At 43.7% G+C, this 21221-nt stretch carries 22 protein-coding genes; 3 read left to right on the top strand and 19 right to left on the bottom strand.

Annotation, left to right across the window (positions count from 1 at the left end; genetic code table 11):
- Positions 1-4 precede the first annotated feature (4 nt).
- From argJ to ACTWQL_RS12515, 7 genes are all read right to left on the bottom strand, one after another.
- Positions 5-1231 carry a bifunctional ornithine acetyltransferase/N-acetylglutamate synthase gene (argJ, locus tag ACTWQL_RS12545; RefSeq protein WP_443142782.1) on the bottom strand — a complete coding sequence of 409 codons (1227 nt, stop codon included), beginning with the start codon at positions 1229-1231 and terminating at the stop codon, positions 5-7.
- A gap of 18 nt (positions 1232-1249) precedes the next feature.
- Positions 1250-2287 (bottom strand): N-acetyl-gamma-glutamyl-phosphate reductase, encoded by a 1038-nt coding sequence (gene argC / locus ACTWQL_RS12540; RefSeq protein WP_443142781.1) that lies wholly within the window; start codon positions 2285-2287, stop codon positions 1250-1252.
- Positions 2288-2585: 298 nt separating this feature from the next.
- The gene (locus ACTWQL_RS12535; RefSeq protein ID WP_443142780.1) at positions 2586-3119 is read right to left on the bottom strand and encodes a YhcN/YlaJ family sporulation lipoprotein; all 534 of its coding nucleotides are present in this window, start codon (positions 3117-3119) and stop codon (positions 2586-2588) included.
- A gap of 128 nt (positions 3120-3247) precedes the next feature.
- Positions 3248-4237 (bottom strand): M23 family metallopeptidase, encoded by a 990-nt coding sequence (locus ACTWQL_RS12530; protein WP_443142779.1) that lies wholly within the window; start codon positions 4235-4237, stop codon positions 3248-3250.
- A gap of 148 nt (positions 4238-4385) precedes the next feature.
- A complete protein-coding gene (locus tag ACTWQL_RS12525; RefSeq protein ID WP_443142778.1) occupies positions 4386-5825 on the bottom strand; it encodes a carbon starvation CstA family protein in 1440 nt (479 codons plus the stop codon).
- A 723-nt stretch (positions 5826-6548) separates the two neighbouring features.
- Positions 6549-7022, bottom strand: coding sequence for a DinB family protein (locus tag ACTWQL_RS12520; protein WP_443142777.1), 474 nt, complete (start codon positions 7020-7022; stop codon positions 6549-6551).
- 18 nt (positions 7023-7040) lie between these two features.
- Positions 7041-7637, bottom strand: coding sequence for a DUF7010 family protein (locus ACTWQL_RS12515; RefSeq protein WP_443142776.1), 597 nt, complete (start codon positions 7635-7637; stop codon positions 7041-7043).
- A 175-nt stretch (positions 7638-7812) separates the two neighbouring features.
- Here ACTWQL_RS12515 and ACTWQL_RS12510 point away from each other — a divergent pair, with 175 nt between their 5' ends.
- Entirely contained in the window at positions 7813-8127 is a 315-nt protein-coding gene (locus ACTWQL_RS12510) for a WGxxGxxG family protein (RefSeq protein WP_443142775.1), read from the top strand.
- Positions 8128-8393: 266 nt separating this feature from the next.
- Here the strand turns inward: ACTWQL_RS12510 and ACTWQL_RS12505 are convergent, their stop codons facing one another.
- Positions 8394-9557 (bottom strand): polysaccharide deacetylase family protein, encoded by a 1164-nt coding sequence (locus ACTWQL_RS12505; RefSeq protein WP_443142774.1) that lies wholly within the window; start codon positions 9555-9557, stop codon positions 8394-8396.
- A gap of 98 nt (positions 9558-9655) precedes the next feature.
- Positions 9656-10330, bottom strand: coding sequence for an AraC family transcriptional regulator (locus ACTWQL_RS12500; RefSeq protein WP_443142773.1), 675 nt, complete (start codon positions 10328-10330; stop codon positions 9656-9658).
- Between the two features lie 94 nt (positions 10331-10424).
- Here ACTWQL_RS12500 and ACTWQL_RS12495 point away from each other — a divergent pair, with 94 nt between their 5' ends.
- Complete coding sequence (locus tag ACTWQL_RS12495) at positions 10425-10565, top strand: lmo0937 family membrane protein (RefSeq protein ID WP_443142772.1); 141 nt, start codon at positions 10425-10427, stop codon at positions 10563-10565.
- A gap of 45 nt (positions 10566-10610) precedes the next feature.
- On the opposite strand, the gene ACTWQL_RS12490 is transcribed toward ACTWQL_RS12495, so the two are convergent.
- The 9 genes from ACTWQL_RS12490 to ACTWQL_RS12450 form a co-directional block, all read right to left on the bottom strand.
- A complete protein-coding gene (locus tag ACTWQL_RS12490) occupies positions 10611-12161 on the bottom strand; it encodes a polyamine aminopropyltransferase (protein WP_443142771.1) in 1551 nt (516 codons plus the stop codon).
- Positions 12162-12576: 415 nt separating this feature from the next.
- A complete protein-coding gene (locus ACTWQL_RS12485; protein ID WP_443142770.1) occupies positions 12577-12972 on the bottom strand; it encodes a DUF350 domain-containing protein in 396 nt (131 codons plus the stop codon).
- A 17-nt stretch (positions 12973-12989) separates the two neighbouring features.
- A complete protein-coding gene (locus ACTWQL_RS12480) occupies positions 12990-13553 on the bottom strand; it encodes a DUF4247 domain-containing protein (protein ID WP_443142769.1) in 564 nt (187 codons plus the stop codon).
- A 31-nt stretch (positions 13554-13584) separates the two neighbouring features.
- Positions 13585-14256: a PspA/IM30 family protein gene (locus ACTWQL_RS12475; protein WP_443142768.1), complete on the bottom strand. Its 672-nt coding sequence runs from the start codon at positions 14254-14256 to the stop codon at positions 13585-13587.
- Positions 14257-14288: 32 nt separating this feature from the next.
- Entirely contained in the window at positions 14289-14798 is a 510-nt protein-coding gene (locus ACTWQL_RS12470; RefSeq protein ID WP_443142767.1) for a DUF4178 domain-containing protein, read from the bottom strand.
- A gap of 212 nt (positions 14799-15010) precedes the next feature.
- On the bottom strand, positions 15011-15718 hold the full coding sequence (locus tag ACTWQL_RS12465) for a TerC family protein (RefSeq protein ID WP_443142766.1): 708 nt from the start codon (positions 15716-15718) through the stop codon (positions 15011-15013).
- Between the two features lie 355 nt (positions 15719-16073).
- Positions 16074-17543, bottom strand: coding sequence for a flavin monoamine oxidase family protein (locus tag ACTWQL_RS12460; protein WP_443142765.1), 1470 nt, complete (start codon positions 17541-17543; stop codon positions 16074-16076).
- Between the two features lie 119 nt (positions 17544-17662).
- Positions 17663-18271, bottom strand: coding sequence for an FMN-binding negative transcriptional regulator (locus ACTWQL_RS12455; RefSeq protein ID WP_443142764.1), 609 nt, complete (start codon positions 18269-18271; stop codon positions 17663-17665).
- A gap of 221 nt (positions 18272-18492) precedes the next feature.
- Complete coding sequence (locus ACTWQL_RS12450) at positions 18493-19398, bottom strand: LysR family transcriptional regulator (RefSeq protein WP_443142763.1); 906 nt, start codon at positions 19396-19398, stop codon at positions 18493-18495.
- Positions 19399-19484: 86 nt separating this feature from the next.
- On the opposite strand from ACTWQL_RS12450, the gene rarD reads away from it, so the two are divergent.
- A complete protein-coding gene (gene rarD, locus ACTWQL_RS12445) occupies positions 19485-20444 on the top strand; it encodes an EamA family transporter RarD (protein WP_443142762.1) in 960 nt (319 codons plus the stop codon).
- A 110-nt stretch (positions 20445-20554) separates the two neighbouring features.
- On the opposite strand, the gene ACTWQL_RS12440 is transcribed toward rarD, so the two are convergent.
- The gene (locus ACTWQL_RS12440; RefSeq protein ID WP_443142761.1) at positions 20555-21160 is read right to left on the bottom strand and encodes a class I SAM-dependent methyltransferase; all 606 of its coding nucleotides are present in this window, start codon (positions 21158-21160) and stop codon (positions 20555-20557) included.
- Between the last annotated feature and the right edge of the window lie 61 nt (positions 21161-21221).

Genomic DNA, 21221 nt, shown 5'->3' with positions numbered 1-21221 from the left:
CTCCTTATGTTCGATACGATGCATTGATTTTCACGTAATCATAGGACAGATCACAGCCCCAGGCCGTCGCTTCATGCTCACCTTGATTCAACTCCACATAAATATGCACATTTTCCTGTTTCAAATAGTTCGATGCTTCCTCTTCGCTGAAAGGACATGGCAGACCGTTGATGACGACTGGAATCTCCCCCAGGGAAACACTGACTTTTTCCGGTTCGACCTTTTCACCGCTATAACCGATCGCACAGACGATTCTTCCCCAGTTCGGGTCCGTCCCGTAAATCGCTGTCTTCACGAGGTTGGAGGAAATGACCGCCTTCCCTACAGCACGGGCGGCAGTTCCGCTTGTCGCTCCTTTTACGTGGACCTCGATCAGTTTCGTTGCCCCTTCACCATCACGGGCAATCTTTTTCGCAAGGGACGCACAGACTGTTTTTAACCCTTGTAAAAACACATCCCAATCAGGGTGGTTCTCGTTGAGCGGTTCATTGTCTGCCTTTCCGTTTGCCAGCGTAAGCACCATGTCGTTCGTGCTCGTATCACCATCGACCGTAATCATATTGAACGTCTCGTCCGTCACCTTTCGCAAAGCTGCCTGCAGGTTGTCATGCGCGATATTGGCATCGGTCGTGATAAAACCAAGCATCGTTGCCATGTTCGGGTGGATCATCCCAGACCCTTTCGCAGCACCACCGATACTGATCAGCTTCCCATCGATCTCAAACTGTACCGCATGGTGTTTGACCGTCGTATCGGTCGTGAGGATCGCCTCCTCGAAGTTCACAGCCCCTTCATGTTTTTCCGCCAGAATATTTTTCACACCGGACTTGATCTTCTCCATCGGTAAATGGACACCAATCAAGCCAGTTGAGGTAACCGCGACATGATGGTTTGCGACACCGAGTTCCTCCGCAAACACCTGCTGCATCTCATACGCATCCGCTAAGCCTTGCGTTCCAGTACACGCATTCGCGACCGCCGAGTTCACAAGCACCGCCTGGATTTTCTTCTCAACCGCGATGCTTTCCTGCGTCACTTTTAACGGAGGAGCTTGAAATTGGTTCGTCGTATAAACACCCGCGGTCACAGCTGGAACGTCTGATAAAACGTACCCGAGATCAAGACGTGTCTTCCGAAGTCCGCAATGGATCCCGCCAGCTTTGAAGCCTAGCGGCGTAGTGACACCCCCATCTTTTACACCGACGATTTCGTTCGTTTTAACTGCTTGCATCATCGTTCCTCCTCTCGTTTATGGATAAATCGGTACATTGGTGAGTCCTGTTTGTTCATCCCATCCCTGCATCAGGTTCATATTCTGGATCGCTTGACCAGCCGCACCTTTGACGAGGTTATCGATCACAGAAACGATCGTCACCCTGCCAGTCCGGTCATCCACTGTAAATCCGATGTTGCAATAGTTGCTTCCGTACACCTCTTTGGTCGCTGGGATGACACCTTCCGGCCGGATGCGAACGAAAGGATGATCTTTGTAAAATGATTTGTATAACGCGATGAGTTCTTCTGTCGTTTGTCCTGTTGTCAACTTCGAATAGATCGTACACATGATGCCTCTTGTCATTGGAACAAGATGAGGTGTGAACGAAACCTGGAGATCGACGCCGCTTTCATTGGCGAGAACCTGTTCAATTTCCGGGATATGCTGATGCGCGGCCACTTTGTATGCTCGAAAATTTTCGTTCGTTTCTGAGAAATGCGCGGTCAGTGATTGGCTTCTCCCTGCCCCTGAGAGTCCAGATTTCGCGTCGATGATGATCGATTGCGGCTCAATCAGCTGTTCTTTTAAAACTGGAATGAGTGCGAGCAAAGTCGCTGTCGGATAGCATCCCGGGTTCGCAATCAGGGTCGCATTTTTCACATCGTCCGGATAAATTTCGCTCAATCCGTAGATTGCTTGATCTGTATATTGCGAAGGTGGCGCGGTTTTCTTATACCACGTTTCATAGATGTCAGGGGACTTCAATCGAAAATCACCAGCCAGATCGATACACTTCACTCCGTGTTCCATGAATTGCGGGATCAGTTCTGAACTGACTCCTGATGGTGTTCCGAAAAATACGAGATCCACTTCTTCACTGACTTTCGCCACGTCCATCTCAGCAAAAGAAGTGTCGATGATGTCTGATAAATGCGGGTAAATCGATTGAAGCTCCTTGCCGCTGTTCGAGTGGGAAACAATAGTGGAAATTTCAACTAGGGGGTGGTTATGCAGCAACCTTACAAGCTCAACTGCCCCATAACCGGTTCCTCCGATAATCGCTGCTTTCAACTGACTCCATCTCCTATCTGCTCTTCTGTCTTCTGTTTCGGATTATTATACATAGTTAAGTATTTTTATTCAACAGCTTTTATGAAAATTCTTTATTAAAGCGCTTTCATTTTATTGAAGTATACATTTATTAAATAATAATACATTTTATGGGATTGGAGATTGTGAGATTGCGCTTGAATATCGATCGATAATTCCAGAAATCCAACCCATAATTCTAGATTTGCAATTTTTCCACATAAAAAACCGATCCACTAGTCTGGATCGGTCTTTTTGATTCACTTTTGATGTTGATGGTTTAGCGGGCGTTAGGGAAGACGCGTCGGATCGTTTCGTTGAATTCATCGAACAAACCTTGTACAGGCTCTCCGCGGCCGAACTTTTCAGCGTAAGTCTGTGAGCGATCAAAGAACTCTGGGTTTGTCGAAACGAAAACATTGTTGATGTCAGGGTCAGTTGATTTGACTCTCTTAGAAATTTCTTGCTCAATTTCCTTCGTCACTTCGCCTTCTGTTTTTACAGCAGGAGTGAACTGTGCTGCAACATATGCATTCTCGTTTGTAACGAATACATTTGCATCCTCAATTTGTTTCATAGCTTCAATCTTTTCTGCAGCTTTCTCAGCAACTCGGACACGTTCGTTGTTCATGATACCGGCACCATTGTTATCATTGTCATCAATGATCCCGTTATCGCGATCGCCGATGTTCTCCGTTTCAGCGCCGTTTTCACCCATATTACCGTTATCGTTATCGTTGCCCCCCATGTTACAAGCTACCAATGCCGTAGCGAAAAGACATGCAACCAACAAGAACTTTGCTTTCAAGAACATGTAGATTCCTCCTTAAATTTTGATTCGAACTTAGTTTGAAAACATTCTTGGAAAATTATGCATGTCTTATTAAATTTTAGTTTTGTACAAAAAAGCTGCCTGACAAAATATCAGACAGCTCCTCATTATTAAGGCGTTATAAAATCTCCTTGAATAGGCTCATTTTCTTTATCAGACGTGATCCGAATCGATTGTGCTTCCCAAATATCCGGGGAGTCCATCACCTGGAAATGGATATGCGGCTCACTTGAATTTCCTGAATTCCCGCATAATCCGAGCAGATCGCCTTGTTGCACCCATTCACCAACCACAACCGAAAGCGAATCCTCTTTAAAATGGGCAAGCAAGCTATATTCTCCATTCTCATGTTCAATAATGACATGGTTTCCAAGCGGCTTCTCCGAATTCATTTCGCCTGGCACATTATCCTTAATGCCATTGACGACTTCGACCACTTTGCCAGCAGCCGGTGCAGTCACTTCCTCACCGAAGGCATAATAGTGCTTATTTTTCGCAGGGTTTCCATGATAGCTGCTGCCGTTCTTCATCATCACTAGATCATAGGCATACCGTTGATTTTCTGAAGAGTAATGATAATTGAGCAATTGGTTGGTGCCTCCCCAAAAAACAAACCATTTGTCCTGGATCGGCATATTATACGCATTTTCAGTATACGTTTGATCTGTTTCTGGATAAGATTCAAGCGGGGCTAGCTGAAAACCTTCAATTTTGTTGTGTTTATTATAGACAACCTGCATCCCTTTTGTATTATGGTCATCGATCCATACATCCCTTTGCATATGTTTGTTGAATGTAAAACTACTTGCCAATTTATAAGCTTTCACACCGTGATTGAAAGATTCTGCGAGCATTTTAAAGTCTTCATATGGAACGTTATTCTGAAATTCTTCGCTCATCTGCTGATAAATCTTCTTGAATTCACCATCCAAGAAAGCATCACCGAAGTCCTCTGGTGAAATTTTGTAATCGATCTTTTGACTTTTGTTTTCTTCGTATTCCGTCTCTCCGGCAATTCCATACAGAGATTGACCAGGATTCATAGAAAAGATGAGTAATCCAGCAGCGGCAAACGTCATCAGACTGCTTTTTATTTTCAAAAAACACCCTCCTAAATTTAAAACGTTAGTACATTTACGAGGGACACATGGAAAAGTTCCAATACTTTTGAACTGACTTATTTTGTTACGCGTATCCTACATAATAATACCCCCGACATCGATGCCGGGGGTTGAAACAATCATTTATTCAGCTTGCTTTTTTGACGACTAAATCTGCTTGATCAGCATTTTTCCATTTTACAAGTCTGGTGATGAACCAGATGAAAACGACTGTCCAGATCGCAGCACCAATCACCATCGATGTCATGTAAGTCAATCCGAACCCTTCTGGTGCATAAAAGAGATATGTGCTCACCACGGCTGTCATGAATAGGGCCGGCACACTACAGATCCAATGAAACTTCTGATGCATGATCAAGTACATAGCACCTGTCCAAAGCATGACAGTCGCAACGACCTGATTCGACCAACCGACATAACGCCATAAAAAGCTGTAATCGATTTGAGTGAGCAAAAAGGCGGGTGCAGCAACTGGAATGACGAGCAATGCATTCGTCTTCTTTCCGGCTTTTTTGAGAAAAGGCTTTAAAAGGTCCACAAGCATCATACGGGATGACCGTAATGCTGTATCCCCTGTGGTAATCGGTAAAATGATCACACCAAGTACAGCCAGGATGCCGCCCAGTGTGCCAAGGGTCGTCGAGCTTATTTCGTTTACGACACCTGCAGGACCCCCTGCCGCAAGAGCCTCCTGAAGCCCCGCGGTACTGCCAAAGAACGTCATTCCGGCAGCTGCCCAAATGAGCGTGATGATCCCTTCACTGATCATGGCACCGTAAAAGACTTTCCGCCCTTCACTTTCCTTCTTCAACGTCCTGGATAAAATCGGACTTTGGGTACTATGGAAACCTGAAATTGCCCCGCACGAAACCGTGACCATCAGCAGCGGCCAAATCGGCAGTTCCTCAGGGTGCAGATTTTGAACAGTTAAATTAGGAATCGGGTTATCGAAAAAGAACATTCCAACCCCGATCGAAAGCGCCATGAAAATGAGGATTCCACCGAAAATCGGATAAATCCGTCCGATAATTTTATTGACAGGCAATAATGTCGCTACAAGAAAATAAGCGAAAATGATCATGATAGACACCGTGAAGCTTAAAGGTGTGATCTCAGCCATCAGCTGTGCGGGTCCAGCAGTGAATGCTGCTGCGACCAGAATCATCAAACCAATGGAGAGTACATTGATCATGGATTGCGCTGGTTTTCCTAGATATTTGCCTACAATGGTCGGAAATTGGGCACCGTTGTGGCGTAGTGATAACATCCCCGAAAAATAATCGTGTACAGCACCTGCAAAGATACTACCGATGACAATCCAGATGAATGCCACTGGTCCATACAGTGCCCCTAAGATGGCACCAAAGATCGGGCCGAGGCCTGCGATGTTGAGCAGTTGAATGAGGGTGGCTTTCCACCAGCTCATAGGTGTGTAATCGAACCTGTCATTCTTCCTATAAGCAGGGGTCCGATTTAGGTCGTCGATGCCGAAAATTCGTTCAACCACCTTTGCATAGAAAAAATATCCTAGAAGTAATAACATGATGGATGCAAGAAATGTAACCATCGCTAAGCCTCCCTTCAAAATAAACGATAGGGAGTATTCTATACGGAATCTTGTCGAATGACAATAGGTTTTCTGAAAATTATATATATTTCCATTGTTTCGTCATATTTGAAGCGTTTTCATCTCAATGAAAGGGTTTTCGCATTGTTGATATCTACGAAATTCACCCTTTTCCGGGAGCCTTCTCCCTTGTACAGGATGTCAACACAAAAATGAAATCATTTTCGTGTCTGCGAGTAGAATTCTTAGGAGTTTTCCTTATGGTGGCCTTGACGTTCACCACAAGGCCTCAGACTTAGATCCATCATTGTAGTTTTGCGCCGAGTAACCGCAGGCGACGTCGTGGCTTTTAGTCGAAGTTCATCATGATCCGAAGATACTTAATTCTCCGGGGTCTCGCTTGCTTGCTCTTCCAGCAGGAATGTCGCAAATGTCGCTTGAAATCAAAAGGGTCCTTAATGAGAGTCTTAATTAATGGAAAAAGAGGGTTTTGATAAGTTCCATGGTTGCAAATAAAATTTAACGGACATAGGAGACCTTATTTCGTTCATTCCAATATAATTTATAATAATAGCGGACACCAGTGCTCTTATTTTGTGGTTTTCATTGAAATTCAGCTGTATTATTGACAAATAACGGCTCTGGTGTCCGCTAAATTTCCGAAACACGCCATTTTGGCACAAATAACGGCTCTGGTGTCCGCTAATTACTTTTTCTATGTTATCAATCGTATAATCCTCTACCAATCAAATTTGCCGTGACTGGTTTTCTTCCCAATTCACGTGCCCACACAGATAACTGACCGATGTGGTGGATTTCGTGGGCAATGACATGACGCATGACCTCACCATGCTTGAAGCTGACCGTTTTTCCATCGGCATCGGGTTCTGATAGAATCCGGTACTCCATTTCATTTGTCCAGGCTCTCACAAAAGGTTCAACGTCGGCATGACATCGACTTGAAAAATCCTTCACTTTTTGCAAGCTTGCAAATTCTTCAAAAGGAAGTTCTGGCTCCGGTTCACCCTGTAAACCAAGAATCCAACTCCATTCGACATCCACAATGTGAAACAATGTATAAAGGATACTTCCGACTCCTCCAACCCGCTCTTTCAACAATTCTTCCTCAGGCAAATCTTCACACCATCTAAACCAATCCTCACGAACCTGCCAGTTATATTCAAACATTTTCAACATCACACTAACCTCCATTTTTTAAAATCCGTACCGCTTTGTTGTTGTCCATATGATCAAACCCGTGACCCAAAGGATCAGAGCTGAACCAAAACCAAGTAAAGCCAACGAAATCAGTATAGTTCGGTCTCCAACTTCAATGGTCGTCGATAAAAAGGTGAATGAAATAAGCGCAAGTAAACAGAGAAGAGCACCTGTAACATGGTAGAGTTTAACCTGAAAAAGATGTGCTAAAGGAAAAAAGTGAATGCCGACGATAAGCGCGATCATCCCTGGAATAAGATCAGTATGATTGATGAAGTTACAGACTGCAATGGTAATACCAATCGCGATTCCTTCTCCCAGAAATATCATGTTGAACCAGAAGTTGCGCTTTCCTCTTTCATGACCTTCTTTAGACGTTATGGCTGGAAATTCCTTTGATTTCCTCAATAACGAGATGCCTAAAGCCATCACGACCAATCCTATAAAAATCACAGAAACTGAAACGAAAGGAGACCCCCATCCTTGCAACCCCATATTTCCAGTTACCGACCATAGCATCCCGAAAAAAGCCATGAAGATAATGCCTGATCCAGCTCCTATGAGTTCTGATTTATCTATTGTTTTTTCCGTCATGATTACCTCCCTTTCAACATCGTTGCATTTCAATGGACTTTTACCTTTTGATTTTTTGTGGTTTTCACATTTGATAACTAAAAAAATCCTTTCACGCGAATAACTATCTCTACAATTGGAATTATAAAGGTGAACATATTGATAAAAACGAAATAAATCAGGAGGTAGAATGACAATGAAAATTCTTTTGTCTGTCCTTTTTACGCTGACATTAATCCTTTCATCAGCTTCGATTACAGCTTTTGCAGAAGGCAATAACAATCAAATGGACACAACGGACGATGGAAACTATGGTGAAAGGCCACTGAACATTAATGAGGACGATGGTCCATTAAGAATCGGTGATGAAGCAAATCGAGAGGACCGTAATGGCCGAGCAAATGTGACTGCTACTGGCGCTGAAAATGATACGAACTGGGAATGGCTTGGTCTCTTAGGATTAGCAGGACTCTTAGGACTCCGAAAGCGAGATAAAGAACCCGCAAGATAATACTATTTATAGCCTTCTATTACAGAAGGCTATTATTTTTATAATGAATACATATTACGCCTTTTGTCGTATTTACTCCCCATCGATTATCATCTATACTTTAACGCATAAATCCATTAAAGACCTATCCCCCTCCCCCTAAAAGACAGTGATGACCGTCACTGTCGTAGGCTGCCGACGCGATCGGCAGCCTCTTTTTATTTCACATAAAGTTTCAGTGCAACTATGACTGACCTTTCGCTAATTCGCCAAGTTTCTTTTAAAATCTAATATTCAGGACGGACTTTATTTTCAAGCACGTGGTCAGTATCTAGAAGAGGCGCTAATCTGTGTTTTTGCGTTTGGAGGGCAATACCGTCAATGTGACGGCGGTCCATCATGATCACGCTATTCTCGAATTCTTCCATATATGCTTCAGGTCCGACACCACAGAGGATTTTAAAACCTGATTCCACAAGATCCTTAAATTTCGCTCCTCCTGTTTCGACCCTGCTCCCATACGGATAAACATACACATCTGTCTCGCCGATCAACGGCTCCACTTCCGCTTTCCATTGGTCTGTATCGTCAGCCAGACGTTGAAAACCTACTTTGTTTGCATCCAGATGCCCGTAACCATGAGACGCAAATGTCCACCCCGTCTCTTTTAGTCGCTTGATGACCTTGAGTGCCTCTTGCTTTCGATCTTCAATTTCCGCGTTATTCAATTCATTGGTCCGATAGCCTAGAACACCCTCATACCCGGTCAGTGCTATGAGGCCCTTCGCTCCATTGAAAGAGAAATCCGGATGCTCTTCTACAAATTGATCTAAAATAGGAGCAATCGCATGATCACGTGTAATCAGCTCTTTACCTTCTGGTGTCTTTTCATAGGAGGCAACCTCACCCTCTTCATTAAGCACCAGCTTATAAACATTCCCGTTCTTCCTCATATAGTCGTAGTAATTCATATCATCGATTGAGAGGACCAATGGTTTCTTACCTTCAGGAAGCCTCAATTGCCTCGAAACGATTTTGCCATCTTCTTTTTCCTCGACCAGTGAGTTGATGTCGATTAAGATATAGTCATTTTTGTAAAGTTCATCAAGCGTTCTCTTAAATTCATCTACAGTGACAAAATAATCGTTGTATCCTTTAGCCATAGCATCAAAATCGAATGCCAATTCTGGATAGACGATTGTTGGATGAAAAAAGATATGCTCCACCGGTCCGTGATATTCGACCAAATCCCCATCCGGATCCTCTGTTTGAGGTTGAGAGTCAAGCTCCACATTCTTGTCTCTATTGCTGGACTGTTCACGAGTATGTTCCGGTTGCCGTTCAGTCTCTTCGTCTTGATTTTCCTGGAAACCTGCTACTGGAAAAGAACAAGCCACCAAACTCATAGTCATGAACAAGCAAGCAACTGCAACAATAAATAAACGTCTCATTATTTGAATCTCCTTACATACTTTATTCAACGATTTAGACGATATCTGTCAAATAATGTTACGTTAGTTTCGGAAAATTCAAAAAATGAGTCATATGTCTATTCTTCTTTTGGCCTATATCCCTTGCAAGTTTTTATCAGTTCATAATATTGGGTATCACCTAACCCATAGTCCTTGAAGTTTTCTAAGAGTGAGGATACGAGTTCATCTTCAGAGAGATGCTTATGATCCTGGATATACCGCATCAGATCACTGTCAGGGTCGCGATAATCCAAATACAGCTTGATCCCCTTCTGTAAAGGGGCCAGATCAATAAAATCGGGCATATTTTTGCCGATTAAAACCTGTTGATAAAGCTCATGATACCCGTCTGCCTTCACACGATAATGCTCCACTGGTTGAAAACGTTCTTCGACAATATGAAGCTCAACGGCCTCCGTATAATCCGTCTGATCCAACCAGGCTAAAAGGGTCAAGAGATTAATTTGGCAAAACATATCGGTATCAAACCAGAGGTGCAGCTTTGTGAAATTTCCATTCAAAAGGGGCTGCAGCGGTTTTTCCGTAATTTCAGCATATTGTTCTCGGGTCACTTGGTGGACATCGGTACGGATTTTAGAAAATTCGTCGGAAAAGACATCCTTGCATGTTTCGCCATAGCACATCGCCTCGTTGAAAGGGATCATCCGCTCACCCTCAAGGTAACGTGTTTTCTCGAAATAATCATACATCACCTGGCCATTTAAAATATGAAGGGGGATTGTCTGGTTCATAGAAACACCTCCTGATTGATAGGATTAACTCTACATTTTTTAGGGTTTTCAGGGAAAACTATCTGTAAAATTCACAAATGAAAGGATTTTACCTATGATTTGGACCATCTTATGGATCATACTGATCATCTGGCTGCTCGGTGTCATTTTCAACATTGTAGGCGGGATCATCCATATCCTGCTCGTGGCAGCTGCAGCGATCCTCGTTTATAAGTTTTTGAAAAAGCGCGTTTGATGGTGGGAGGCTGGTCCGACAAGGACAGCCTCATATCACTTTCAATCAATAATTCTGCCATGCCTTCTCATAGATATCGATCAAAATCGGACGGATCAGCGTATTCGGTTTGAGTTCGGACTTTTTCCCCTCCTTATTTGTAAAAGAACGATCTTCGTCCTTTCCGAATTTCGTTAATGAAGGGATGATCTCAGTGGTTAAGTACTCTGTCTCAACATCGATCTCGATTTCATTAACATTGATCGGTTTCCTTGAGGCGAGCACAAATCCCCAGTTGCCGAAGCTTGGTATATCAAGGTGGAAGTTTTCCGTTTTCAAACCCGTCTCAGCAAACGTTTGATCGATCGTCCAATACACTTCTCTTGCAAATACTGGACTGGTCGCTTGCGCCATGATCATTCCGCCGGGATCCAGGTGGTTCCGGAGCAAGGAATAGAATTCGAGTGTGTAAAGCTTATTCAGTGATTCATTGTTTGGATCAGGTAAATCAACAAGAATGACATCATAAAAACCTTCCGACTTTTCCATAAAATCATACGCATCTTGATGGTGGACCTCTACTTTTTCATTTTCAAAAGCATTTCCATTCAACTCTTTCAGAAGCGGATTGGTTTCTGCAAGTTCAACCATTCTAGGATCAAGATCGACGACGGTGATTTCTTTGATATCGTTATACTTTTCAAGCTCACGGAGTGCAAGGCCGTCACCACCACCGAGAATCAACACCTTTTCTCTACGCTCTGCCAATGCCATCGGGATATGGACCAACGTTTCATGATACCGGTATTCGTCCGCGGAACTGAACTGGAGCTGGCCATCCAAATAGAGCCTCAGATCACCCTGTTCCTTCGTCAAGACGATATGCTGGTATTTCGTCTCTTCTGTATAAATGATCGGATCCTTATACAACTTCTGTTCAAAAGAAAGCGCCATTTCTTCGCCGAACATCACTCCACCGATCAGGAGCACAAAAAGGATCCCCCCGATGATCGAATACGTCTTCAGACGAGCGATTTCTTTCCTGAAGGTATACAAGACCCAAAGCGCGACGACAAGATTGATGATCGCCACAAGGAATGCTGATTTTACCAGACCGAATTGTGGACGGAAAAGGAAAATGAATAATAAGCCGCCGATCAAGCCACCCGCATAATCCGAAAAAAGAACCCTCGCTGTACTCTTGTTGATTTGAACGCCGATTTCATTCGCTTTACGGATCAGAATCGGTAATTCCAGCCCAGTGAGTGTACCGATGGTGAGGATGACCGTGTATAAAAAAATCGCATCCGAACCATCCGCGAGATACGCCGTTACCCCAAACAGAAGGAACGCTGAAAAACCCCCGATCAAGGCGACGGAAAATTCAATGATGATGAAGGCTTCAATCAGCTTTTTCATCACCTTTTCACTTAAGAAGGATCCGATCCCCATACCAGTAAGAAACAGGGAAATCGTCAACGTGTACTGTTTCACGCCGTCCCCAAGGATATAAGAACCTAACGCCCCAAACAGGACCTCGAAGATGATGCCGCAGATCGATACGATTCCTGATGCCCAGTAAATCCGATTACTTTTGATTGTCCCGTTATCTATCATGATTTCACCTACGTAAATACTAAAATTATGAATCTATGTGCAAAAAAGAATAGGGGAGCCAATGGTCTGGTCCTCCCCGTTCATCTCATATTCCAAATTGTTGATTTCCCACTACACCTTAACGGACACAGGAGACCTTATTTGACCAAAACCACTGGATTTTTTAAATTTAACGGACACCAGGGACCTTATTTCGCAATTATCATAGAAAATCAGCTACTTTATTCACAAATAACGGCTGTGGTGTCCGCTAAATTTCTGAACACGATATTTTGTCACAAATAACGGCTCTGGTGTCCGTTAGCTGAATACATGGCTGCTAGTGTACGTTTCCTGCAGCAGTGTTGCAAATACGCCAATCAATAAGACACTCTATTAAATGCTGATTGCTTTTTAAGAATAAAATAATTGCTTCTTACGTAATCGAAGCACCAACGACAAAAGCCAGTCCGATTGAAACACACATTGAAACGATCCCGACAGAGACGTTTCCATTTTTCAATTCCATTTCCACTGTGAACCTGCGCGTTAGAAAATCGAACAAGTAATAGGCCACCAATTGCAGGACTACGCCATAACCGCCCCAGATCATGGTTTGAGGGATACCATCATTCGTATAGATCGAAAACGCCAGAATGATACAGATACCGATGATCTTGCCGCCGATCGATAAAGCGACAGCTGAATTTCCTTGTTTGATTTCCTCCCAGTCTTTGTACTTTGTCGTCACAAGTTCAAATATGACAAGGCCGATGCCAACAATTACAACAGCTGCAATGAAATAGAGTAAAGTTAAAATAAATGGACTCATGTTAAACCTCCCAAAAGTTATTTACCTGTACCAGGGCCCCCGCCGCGATTTCCTGATCCTCTGAAAGAAGAAGGGACTGCAGGACCTTTATAATTTCCACCTGATTTGTTGTAGCCTTCATAGCATTTTCCGCCACAACGCTTATTCTGCTTATTTTTCCAATCATCCACGTCGAGAATTTCATCTAATATGTAATAGGCGATAAATCCATTGAAAAAGCCCGGTCTGTAGTTGTCACGGACAAATTCATCCGACGCCACTTCGATATTGGTACTCTCAGCATCATCCTCATCTTGGGTCAACGTTACAAAATGATCATCGTACACCAAGACTTGTTTGTTCTCCTTTATTTCGCTGGCATTATTCGGCTCCATATGATCCTGGATCGCTTTAGATACCTCTTGGATACTTTTGTCCTTGGCAACGTATAGCCTTGCAACATCATCCGGATTCGTGCTGCTTTCGACCACATCCTCCAATGGATAGTGTTCGGCGATCCAGTCTAGTATACTTCCAGAACCACACGCCACCAACAGGAGAAATATCGCTGCTATGAAGATTCCTATGGCTTTCCTTCTCATCGACACACCCCCAATAAAAAGGGAAAGAAGGTTATTCTTTCCCCAGTTTTTTCTTTAACTCCGCTAGTTCATCATTCACACTGTCCTTCGTATTCATCGCCTCAAACTCATCATCGAGGGACTTGTTTGAAGAACGCATGTCATCTGTCGTTTCGGCTTCAGCTTCATACTGGAGTACTTTCTCCTCCATCCGCTTGAAGCCCTGTTGGGAACTGTCGGTGCCGATATTCGACATCGTGCGGTTTATCTTGGTCTTCGTCTTCGCTGATTCAGCTCTTGCCTTGAGGGAATCCTTTTTCAGATTCATCTCATCGTATTCCGCTTTCATTTCAGCCAATCTCTCACGCAAGGAATCAGCATCGTCCTTTGCTTTGGTATGCGCTGCGAGCAGTGTATCCGCCTGTTGATTGTGTTTCTGCTTATCTTCCAGCGCTCTGCGGGCAAGGTCTTCATTCCCGGCTTCCAATGCCTGAACCGCTTGTTCTTCCCTCTTCTCGACCATGCTCTTAGCATCTTCATACTTTTTCTTGAGCATCTTTTCATTAGCGATTTGTTTCGCGACAGCCGTTTCAGCTTCCCGGATATCCGCGGACATTTCGCGCATGTACTGGTCAAGCAGTTTTACCGGATCCTCCGCTTTATCAAGTGCTGAATTCAATTCGGATGAAACCATTGTACGTACTCTCTTAAAGAAATTAAACATGCTTTACCTCCTGATTTTTGTTTTTGCGAAGTCTAGCTTGCTGCAATGATCTTTATTTCATAGCTTTCGATTTCATGACCTTCACTGACTTCGATTTCACTGCCCCATATTTCAACGGAAAGGAAGCGGTCATCTGCATCATTGGCGAAATCAAAATACTTCACTTGCTGGCCGTTCACGTTTCTACCTCGGCCTTCTCCCCGCACTGAAGCGGTTCCTTTTTCATCAAGCGTAAATTCGGTCTGATTGATCGTCACCTTATTCGGGATCGGCTCGGTCAGTTTTTCTTTCGTGCTCTTATAGATGCCGAGTTCAAGCTCGTCATCCATTTCTGCACTTAGCCAGATCGTCTCATTCGTTCCGACAAGCTGATAGGCATACCACTCATACCCACCGTCATTGTAGATCAATTTACCGCTGACCTGATAATCCTCAAAATTGTAGGTGATGATGTCGTTGATCTGGATGTTGAAAAAATTCCGTTCTTCAACCTTTCCAATTTCCTTTTCTTTTTTATTGAACAAACGTGAGAAAATGCTCATAATCCCCTCCATCAGTCTATACTTAACCATTTTCGGATAAATCAAACGATGTTCTGCTCACCCGCCATTATTCCTACGGATGATTTCTTAAAAGGTTTCAAAAATCGTATGAAGAAAACTTGGCAAAGTCAAGCCCTTGGAGCAGGCTGATCCTTAGTTGCGCTTATACTGAAGAAAGTATTCTTATACTTTCTTTAAGTGCAAAAAAATCCTTAGTCGACTTTCTGTAAGGCGACCTGCTCTTCCTTTTGTTCGACTTCTTTAACAACTTTCCTCTTTTTCAAATAGCCGGCTGCGATTACTGCCCCTACAACGAACAATTCGAAACCGTATTTAATGAAGCCGTTGTCGAAAAAGCTATGCAGGAATGGCTCTCCGACTATCATTTTCGAAGCCGTCCAGGCAAGGATCGCTGCTCCGATCGTGATGATGATCGGGAACCGGTCCACCCACATCAGAATCAGTTTGCTTCCAAACATGACGACTGGAACCGAAATCAAGAGCCCTAAGACAACAAGAAGCATATTTCCGTGAGCAGCTCCTGCAATCGCCAATACATTGTCTAATCCCATAAGCGCATCCGCAATGATGACAGTCCGGATTGCGGCCCAGAACCCGCCTGCCGCTTGAACGTCATGGTCTTTATCATCGACCAAGAGTTTATACGCGATGACCACAAGCAGTAATCCACCGACTAAAAGAAGTCCCGGAATTTTGAGCAGCCAGACAACCGCGAGTGTTGCAGCGACTCGAATCAAGATCGCCCCGAGCGCACCCCACATGATGACTTTCTTCTGTTGCGATTGCGGTAAGTTTCTTGCTGCAAGGCCGATCAGGATCGCGTTATCCCCAGCTAGGACCAGGTCAATAATCACAATCGATAATAGTGCAGTGAAAAAATCAGCACTGAATAATTCCATTTCCTTCACTCCCTTTTTAATATGTAAAGTAAACTTGGCAAAGCCAAGCCTAGCGTAGGCTGAGCCTTAGTTGTACTTATACTGAAGAAAATATTTTATACTTTCTTCAAGTGTAAAACAAAAATGGCCTCTACCGTCGATCTGGTAAAGGCCATCAAAAAAGACCTCTACCCGCACAGGTAAAGGTCTTGCTAACAACAGTTTCGTTGCCAACAAAGCCGAGAGCGTGAACTCTGGAATGACGACTTTGCTGTAAAAGCTACTCCCCTTTAGGAGAAACGATTTTCATTTTATTAATTAAAGAATACATTGAATTCCCCTCGTTGTCAATATGCAATCATGGAATTGAGCTTGTTCATTCTCTCAGATTCACTTCAAACGCTGCACGGATACCGGATTCGATCGCCCCTTCCATCCACCCATGGAACGATGATGTATGTTCACCCGCAAAGTGGATTCTTCCCTCTGGCCGCCTGATTATTTCTTCAAATTCCTCTTGTTGTCTCGGTGTGAATAACGTAAAACACCCTACAGAATATGGATTTTCACTCCAGTCGAACCCCACAGCATTCTGAAATTCTGTATATACGACATCCCCATATATTTTCGCAAGATCTTTTAACAGGGTGTAGACGAGTTCTGAAAAGGACAAACTGGTCCACAATTCAGCATCGGCTCCCCAGCTATAGCTTGCCAAGAGTACCGCTGGACCCTCTGAGCCGATATTGTGGCTTGGAATATATGAAAATCGAGTCGGTCTATCAGATATAGCATTCCCGATCCCATTCGCTTCCCAAAATCGACGTTTGAATTGGACTCCGATTTTTACAGCTGGTACATTGTATAGCTCCCGAATCACTTGCCATTTTTCAAAAGGAATCGAATTATACGGAATCACATCGATAAACTGAAAAACAGTGAAAGGAACGGTGGCGATTACATAATCTCCATTGTATTGGCTGATTTCCCCGGTCACAGGGTTACGGGCTTGGACCCGTACACCGTTGTCATTTTGCGCAATCCGAATCACTTTTTGGTTGAATTTGATGTCGTTTTGAAGTTGCGGGAAAAAAGATAACGGTAGACGATCATTGCCGCCATCAATTTCATAGAATTTCAAATCTTCACTGAAGATCGGATAAACGATATCGGTCAAAATATCTAAGAAAGCAAACTCCGGAAAGCCCTCAATACCGAGCATGACATTGATCATACGGATTGCAGGCAATGAAAGGGATGGTCCTAGAGGATTGAACTGCAGAAACTCACCCATTGAATAATCTCCGTACTCTTCCCTCAGCTCTTCCTGTTCTTCTGGAGTACTGATTGCATAAAGGTCAACGAAAGGCTTGGTCGCTTCTAAAAGCAATTCCGTTGCTGTCTTCCCTTTTTCTTCAGGTGCAACGGGAAATTGGAGGATATCCGGGTTTTCCTCATACACTTCTCGAGTAGTCAACACATTGTTGACAAAGATCACGTCCCTAGGCGTAGCGTTGATAAATCTATTCAAAGGCAGTTGGAATTGCTTGATATATTCAAGCACCAATGCATGGTTTTCGGGAATTCTCATTGCACCAACATCCAGATAATTCCCCTCAGTAAATGGTTCCCTTAAAGTCAGCACCCTGCCTCCGATCCGACTGTTACCTTCGAGGATCGTGACTTGATGGCCTGCCTGTTTCAAGAGAGATGCGGCAACTAATCCAGAGAGACCCGCTCCGATAATGATGACCGATTTCGAGGTTTCAGCTGGATCCAACCCGTTCCTGATAATCGACAGCATGCCCTCTGGGTACTGCAGTTCTGCATAAGTCTGTCTCTTCATCGCAGCATCCCCCCTTCTCTAGCTATAAATATGCTTGGAAGGAAGAGGAAATAACTGGGACTATACCCTTGGATCGGGTGGACAAAATAGGAAAATCAGAAGGACACTTGTTCGTTTATTCAAACAAGTTTGCGTTTCATCAGCCTTGCAATGTTCTGTTCTTCTGAGTTTAGGCTTTTTTCGAGTTCTTTTATGATACGTTTCTGTCGGGCCATTGGATGGTTCTGACTCAATTTAGCTTTTGCTTCAATTTTGTCAATTTTGATTTTGAAACCCTGGATCCCTTTACTCATCCCAGTGAGGTATCCATCATCCAAATCCTCCAAACTATAAGGACTATTTGGTGCTTCATAATTCGCCACCATTTCTTGCAAGGATTCCATAACCTCATCCTCCTGAGTCACCAACTCCACTTTACCGTAAACATGCACCGTGACATAGTTCCAGGTTGGGACTGCTGTTTTTGTTTCGTACCACGACGGGGATATATAACAATGCGGCCCATGGAAAACAGCTAATATCGTTTGATCCTCAATATCCTTCCATTGTAGGTTCGGACGTGCAAAATGACCGTATAAAGATTCCTGATCATTATCCACAAGTAACGGCAGATGAGTAGCGTATGGCATTCCATTATGTTGAGAAAATAGCGTTGCAAAGCTATTTTCTTTCATTATGTCAGAGGCAACTTGCATATCGGAAATTTTAAAATGCGACGGAATATACATCTTTTCCACCCCTTTTCAAATGTTAACGGACACAGGAGACGTTATTTCCTCTAAATGTGCTCATTTCATGATTTTAGCGGACACCAGAGACCTTATTTTGTAATTTTAGGATGAAATCAGCTGTTTTGTTCACAAATAACGGCTCTGGTGTCCGTAACTTTTCGAAAACGGCCAAATTGTCACAAATAGCGGCTCTGGTGTCCGTTACGAAAAAATCAACCTCAAGTATTTCCGACCAAGGCTTTGGTCAGCTCGAAAAACTTACCAGCAGCAGGCGATAGCCGCTTGAATGCCGGTGCAGCGATCCCGATCGTGCGGTAAACCTCTTTACAAATCCTCGTCGCTTTGATCATATCCATGTGCTTCGGCAATGTCAGTTCAGGCATGATGCTTATTCCGATTCCGGATTTCACCATGGCAATGATCGAATGGACATCCTTGATCACAAAACGGACATCCGGATCGAGATCCTCCGCTTTGAACATCCTACGAACTTGTTCATCACATCCTTTTTTCGGCATGATGAACGGATACGAAGCAACCTGCTCGATCGAGGGCTCACGTTCCTTGCTGAGGGGATGGTCACATGGAATCAGCAAGGATAAATGATCATCTTTAAGCGGTTGGAATTCCACGTTCATCCGTTCCGTTTCAAGGATGAAGCCTAAATCGAGCCTCCCATCAAGAAGCCATTGGATGATATCCTGGTAATCCCCTTCGATCAGCTCCACTTCAATGTCCGGGAACTGTTGTTGAAATTGTCCAATGATATCTGGCATCCAGTTGATCATCACACTTTCGAATGAGCCGACCCGGACTTTCCCTTTCTGTAGGCCCATGATGCTCTTTGCGTCCTGCTTCATAAGCTCTGTATGCCGCAGTATATTCCGTATATGCGCCAGCATTTTTTCTCCGTTTGTCGTAATGACGGCACCCGAACGGTTACGGATGATCAATTGAAATCCCATGGCGGATTCTAAACTGGATATGGCATGGCTCACTGCGGACTGCGTCATGCCCAAATCTTCCCCTGCCTTAGTGAAGCTTTTCGTTTCAACGATTTTTACGAAAACCTCCATTTGGATAATCGTCATATTCATCCCTTTCCCACCCTTCATTAATTTCATTCATATTACTCATTATAAAGATTCATTTTACTAATGTGAAGAGTTGGCGTATGTTATTACTAAACAATCATTAGGAGGTTCATTTTATGTTGAATAGACTGTCTGATTCTGTTGTCGGAATGTTTTATACCCTTGCAGCCTTTATCGCCTGGGGTGTTCTGCCGATCTACTGGTATTTCCTCAAGGGAATACCTGCCTATGAAATTTTTGCCCACCGGATTCTATGGTCCTTCCTTTTTGCTGCATTCATCCTTCTGTTGATCGGTGGTTGGCCACAAGTGAAAAAAGTGCTCGCCAATCGGGTCCAGGCTTCATGGGTGTTCTTGGCAGCTGTTTTAATCAGTGCGAACTGGTTCATTTTCATATGGGCGGTCACATCGAATCATGTAATCGGAGCAAGCCTGGGGTATTACATCAACCCGCTACTAAGTATTGCATTAGGTGTAATCATCTTTCGGGAAAAATTGAACCATTGGAAGATCATTTCTCTGTTGCTTGCTGCAACCGGTGTGTTGATCATGACGATCCAATTCGGTCAAGTTCCCTGGGTAGCATTGATCATCGCATCGACATTCGCTTTATATGGTGTGGTCAAGAAAGTCGTCAAGGTCGAACCACTCGTTTCTGTAACCCTGGAAACGCTTTTCATTTTGCCGATTGTCCTGTCCTATCTTCTTTTCCTCCAGGTAAAAGGAACCGCTGCTCTCGGTCATGTCTCCATTCTTGAAACGATCTTCCTACTAGGTGCTGGCGCTGTCACTGCGCTCCCGCTCTTATGGTTTTCAAAAGGGGCACAAAAGATCCCATTATCGACGATCGGCTTTCTTCAATACATCAATCCGACCATTCAGCTGCTCGTCGGAATCTATTTCTTTCATGAGACATTCACGAACACACATCTCATCAGCTTCGGATTCATATGGGTTGCGCTCACACTCTTCTCCTTATCACAAATCAACTTTAAGCGGTATTTACAGTTCAGACCACGGTTTAAAAGAACATCTCCTGTTATAATCCAGGAATGCGAAAAAAGCAGCTGTCAATAAAGACGAAGCTGAGCCTTATACGTTCGTTATATGCAAAAAATACCGAGGATGCTTGACTCCAATCAGGAAAAAATCTGATGTATGCCGAGTCCCTCGGTATTTTTAACTAATTATGAGTTTACCGCAATCACACAGACACAGTTCACTGGTTTCATGGCTTTATAATGAAACTCAATTTCTGAAAAACCTGCTTCTTTCAAATAGCCCTCGATTTCATTGGCGACTTCTTTGACGGTTTCGTCGTTAGCCCCCTTCATCAACGGTTGCATCGTGATTGCGATTTTTCCATTGGGATTCATTAATTGCCTTAGCTTGTTCAGAGCAAGGACCGGCTCCTCCCAAAAGATGATGTTATTCACACTCATGATGTGATCAAACTTAATATCAAATGATGGCGGAGACGAAACATCAGCCAGCATTAGATCCACGAGACCTTTAGAAATGGCTTCCCGATTTCTGTCACTTGCCTGCTTCAGCATCACTTCAGAGATATCAATCCCGGCAATATAGCCTTTATCGACCGTTTCGGCCAACGCCTCGATCCCGACACCAGGCCCAAAGCCAACCTCCAAAACATGATCATCACGCTCAGGATTCAATAGCGATACCGTCCACCTGCTTTTCTTCCCGCCTTTGGACATCAGGTAGCCCGCAACCCACCCAAGAAAACCATGCGGCATTCGAAATTGTAAGGTAAAACGCTTCAGCAAGCCCACGTGAGCACCCTCCTATTCCGTATGACTACAATATTAAAGTTATCATACCATAGGTGGGTGC

This window comes from Pseudalkalibacillus sp. R45 (assembly GCF_052246725.1).
Lineage (GTDB): Bacteria > Bacillota > Bacilli > Bacillales > Fictibacillaceae > Pseudalkalibacillus.
The sequence above is the reverse complement of the archived record's forward strand: the minus strand, read 5'-3'. Positions and strand labels throughout refer to the sequence as shown.

Excerpts from the sequence above, each read along its gene's own strand:
- argJ (WP_443142782.1), bottom strand. The coding sequence starts at position 1,231 with ATGCAAGCAGTTAAAACGAACGAAATCGTCGGTGTAAAAGATGGGGGT.
- ACTWQL_RS12525 (WP_443142778.1), bottom strand. The coding sequence starts at position 5,825 with ATGGTTACATTTCTTGCATCCATCATGTTATTACTTCTAGGATATTTT.
- ACTWQL_RS12455 (WP_443142764.1), bottom strand. The coding sequence starts at position 18,271 with ATGTATATTCCGTCGCATTTTAAAATTTCCGATATGCAAGTTGCCTCT.
- ACTWQL_RS12495 (WP_443142772.1), top strand. The coding sequence starts at position 10,425 with ATGATTTGGACCATCTTATGGATCATACTGATCATCTGGCTGCTCGGT.
- ACTWQL_RS12480 (WP_443142769.1), bottom strand. The coding sequence starts at position 13,553 with ATGAGAAGGAAAGCCATAGGAATCTTCATAGCAGCGATATTTCTCCTG.
- ACTWQL_RS12515 (WP_443142776.1), bottom strand. The coding sequence starts at position 7,637 with ATGACGGAAAAAACAATAGATAAATCAGAACTCATAGGAGCTGGATCA.
- ACTWQL_RS12500 (WP_443142773.1), bottom strand. The coding sequence starts at position 10,330 with ATGAACCAGACAATCCCCCTTCATATTTTAAATGGCCAGGTGATGTAT.
- ACTWQL_RS12460 (WP_443142765.1), bottom strand. The coding sequence starts at position 17,543 with ATGAAGAGACAGACTTATGCAGAACTGCAGTACCCAGAGGGCATGCTG.
- ACTWQL_RS12490 (WP_443142771.1), bottom strand. The coding sequence starts at position 12,161 with ATGATAGATAACGGGACAATCAAAAGTAATCGGATTTACTGGGCATCA.
- ACTWQL_RS12475 (WP_443142768.1), bottom strand. The coding sequence starts at position 14,256 with ATGTTTAATTTCTTTAAGAGAGTACGTACAATGGTTTCATCCGAATTG.
- ACTWQL_RS12520 (WP_443142777.1), bottom strand. The coding sequence starts at position 7,022 with ATGTTGAAAATGTTTGAATATAACTGGCAGGTTCGTGAGGATTGGTTT.
- ACTWQL_RS12465 (WP_443142766.1), bottom strand. The coding sequence starts at position 15,718 with ATGGAATTATTCAGTGCTGATTTTTTCACTGCACTATTATCGATTGTG.
- ACTWQL_RS12505 (WP_443142774.1), bottom strand. The coding sequence starts at position 9,557 with ATGAGACGTTTATTTATTGTTGCAGTTGCTTGCTTGTTCATGACTATG.
- rarD (WP_443142762.1), top strand. The coding sequence starts at position 19,485 with ATGTTGAATAGACTGTCTGATTCTGTTGTCGGAATGTTTTATACCCTT.
- ACTWQL_RS12535 (WP_443142780.1), bottom strand. The coding sequence starts at position 3,119 with ATGTTCTTGAAAGCAAAGTTCTTGTTGGTTGCATGTCTTTTCGCTACG.
- ACTWQL_RS12450 (WP_443142763.1), bottom strand. The coding sequence starts at position 19,398 with ATGAAATTAATGAAGGGTGGGAAAGGGATGAATATGACGATTATCCAA.
- ACTWQL_RS12470 (WP_443142767.1), bottom strand. The coding sequence starts at position 14,798 with ATGAGCATTTTCTCACGTTTGTTCAATAAAAAAGAAAAGGAAATTGGA.
- ACTWQL_RS12485 (WP_443142770.1), bottom strand. The coding sequence starts at position 12,972 with ATGAGTCCATTTATTTTAACTTTACTCTATTTCATTGCAGCTGTTGTA.
- ACTWQL_RS12510 (WP_443142775.1), top strand. The coding sequence starts at position 7,813 with ATGAAAATTCTTTTGTCTGTCCTTTTTACGCTGACATTAATCCTTTCA.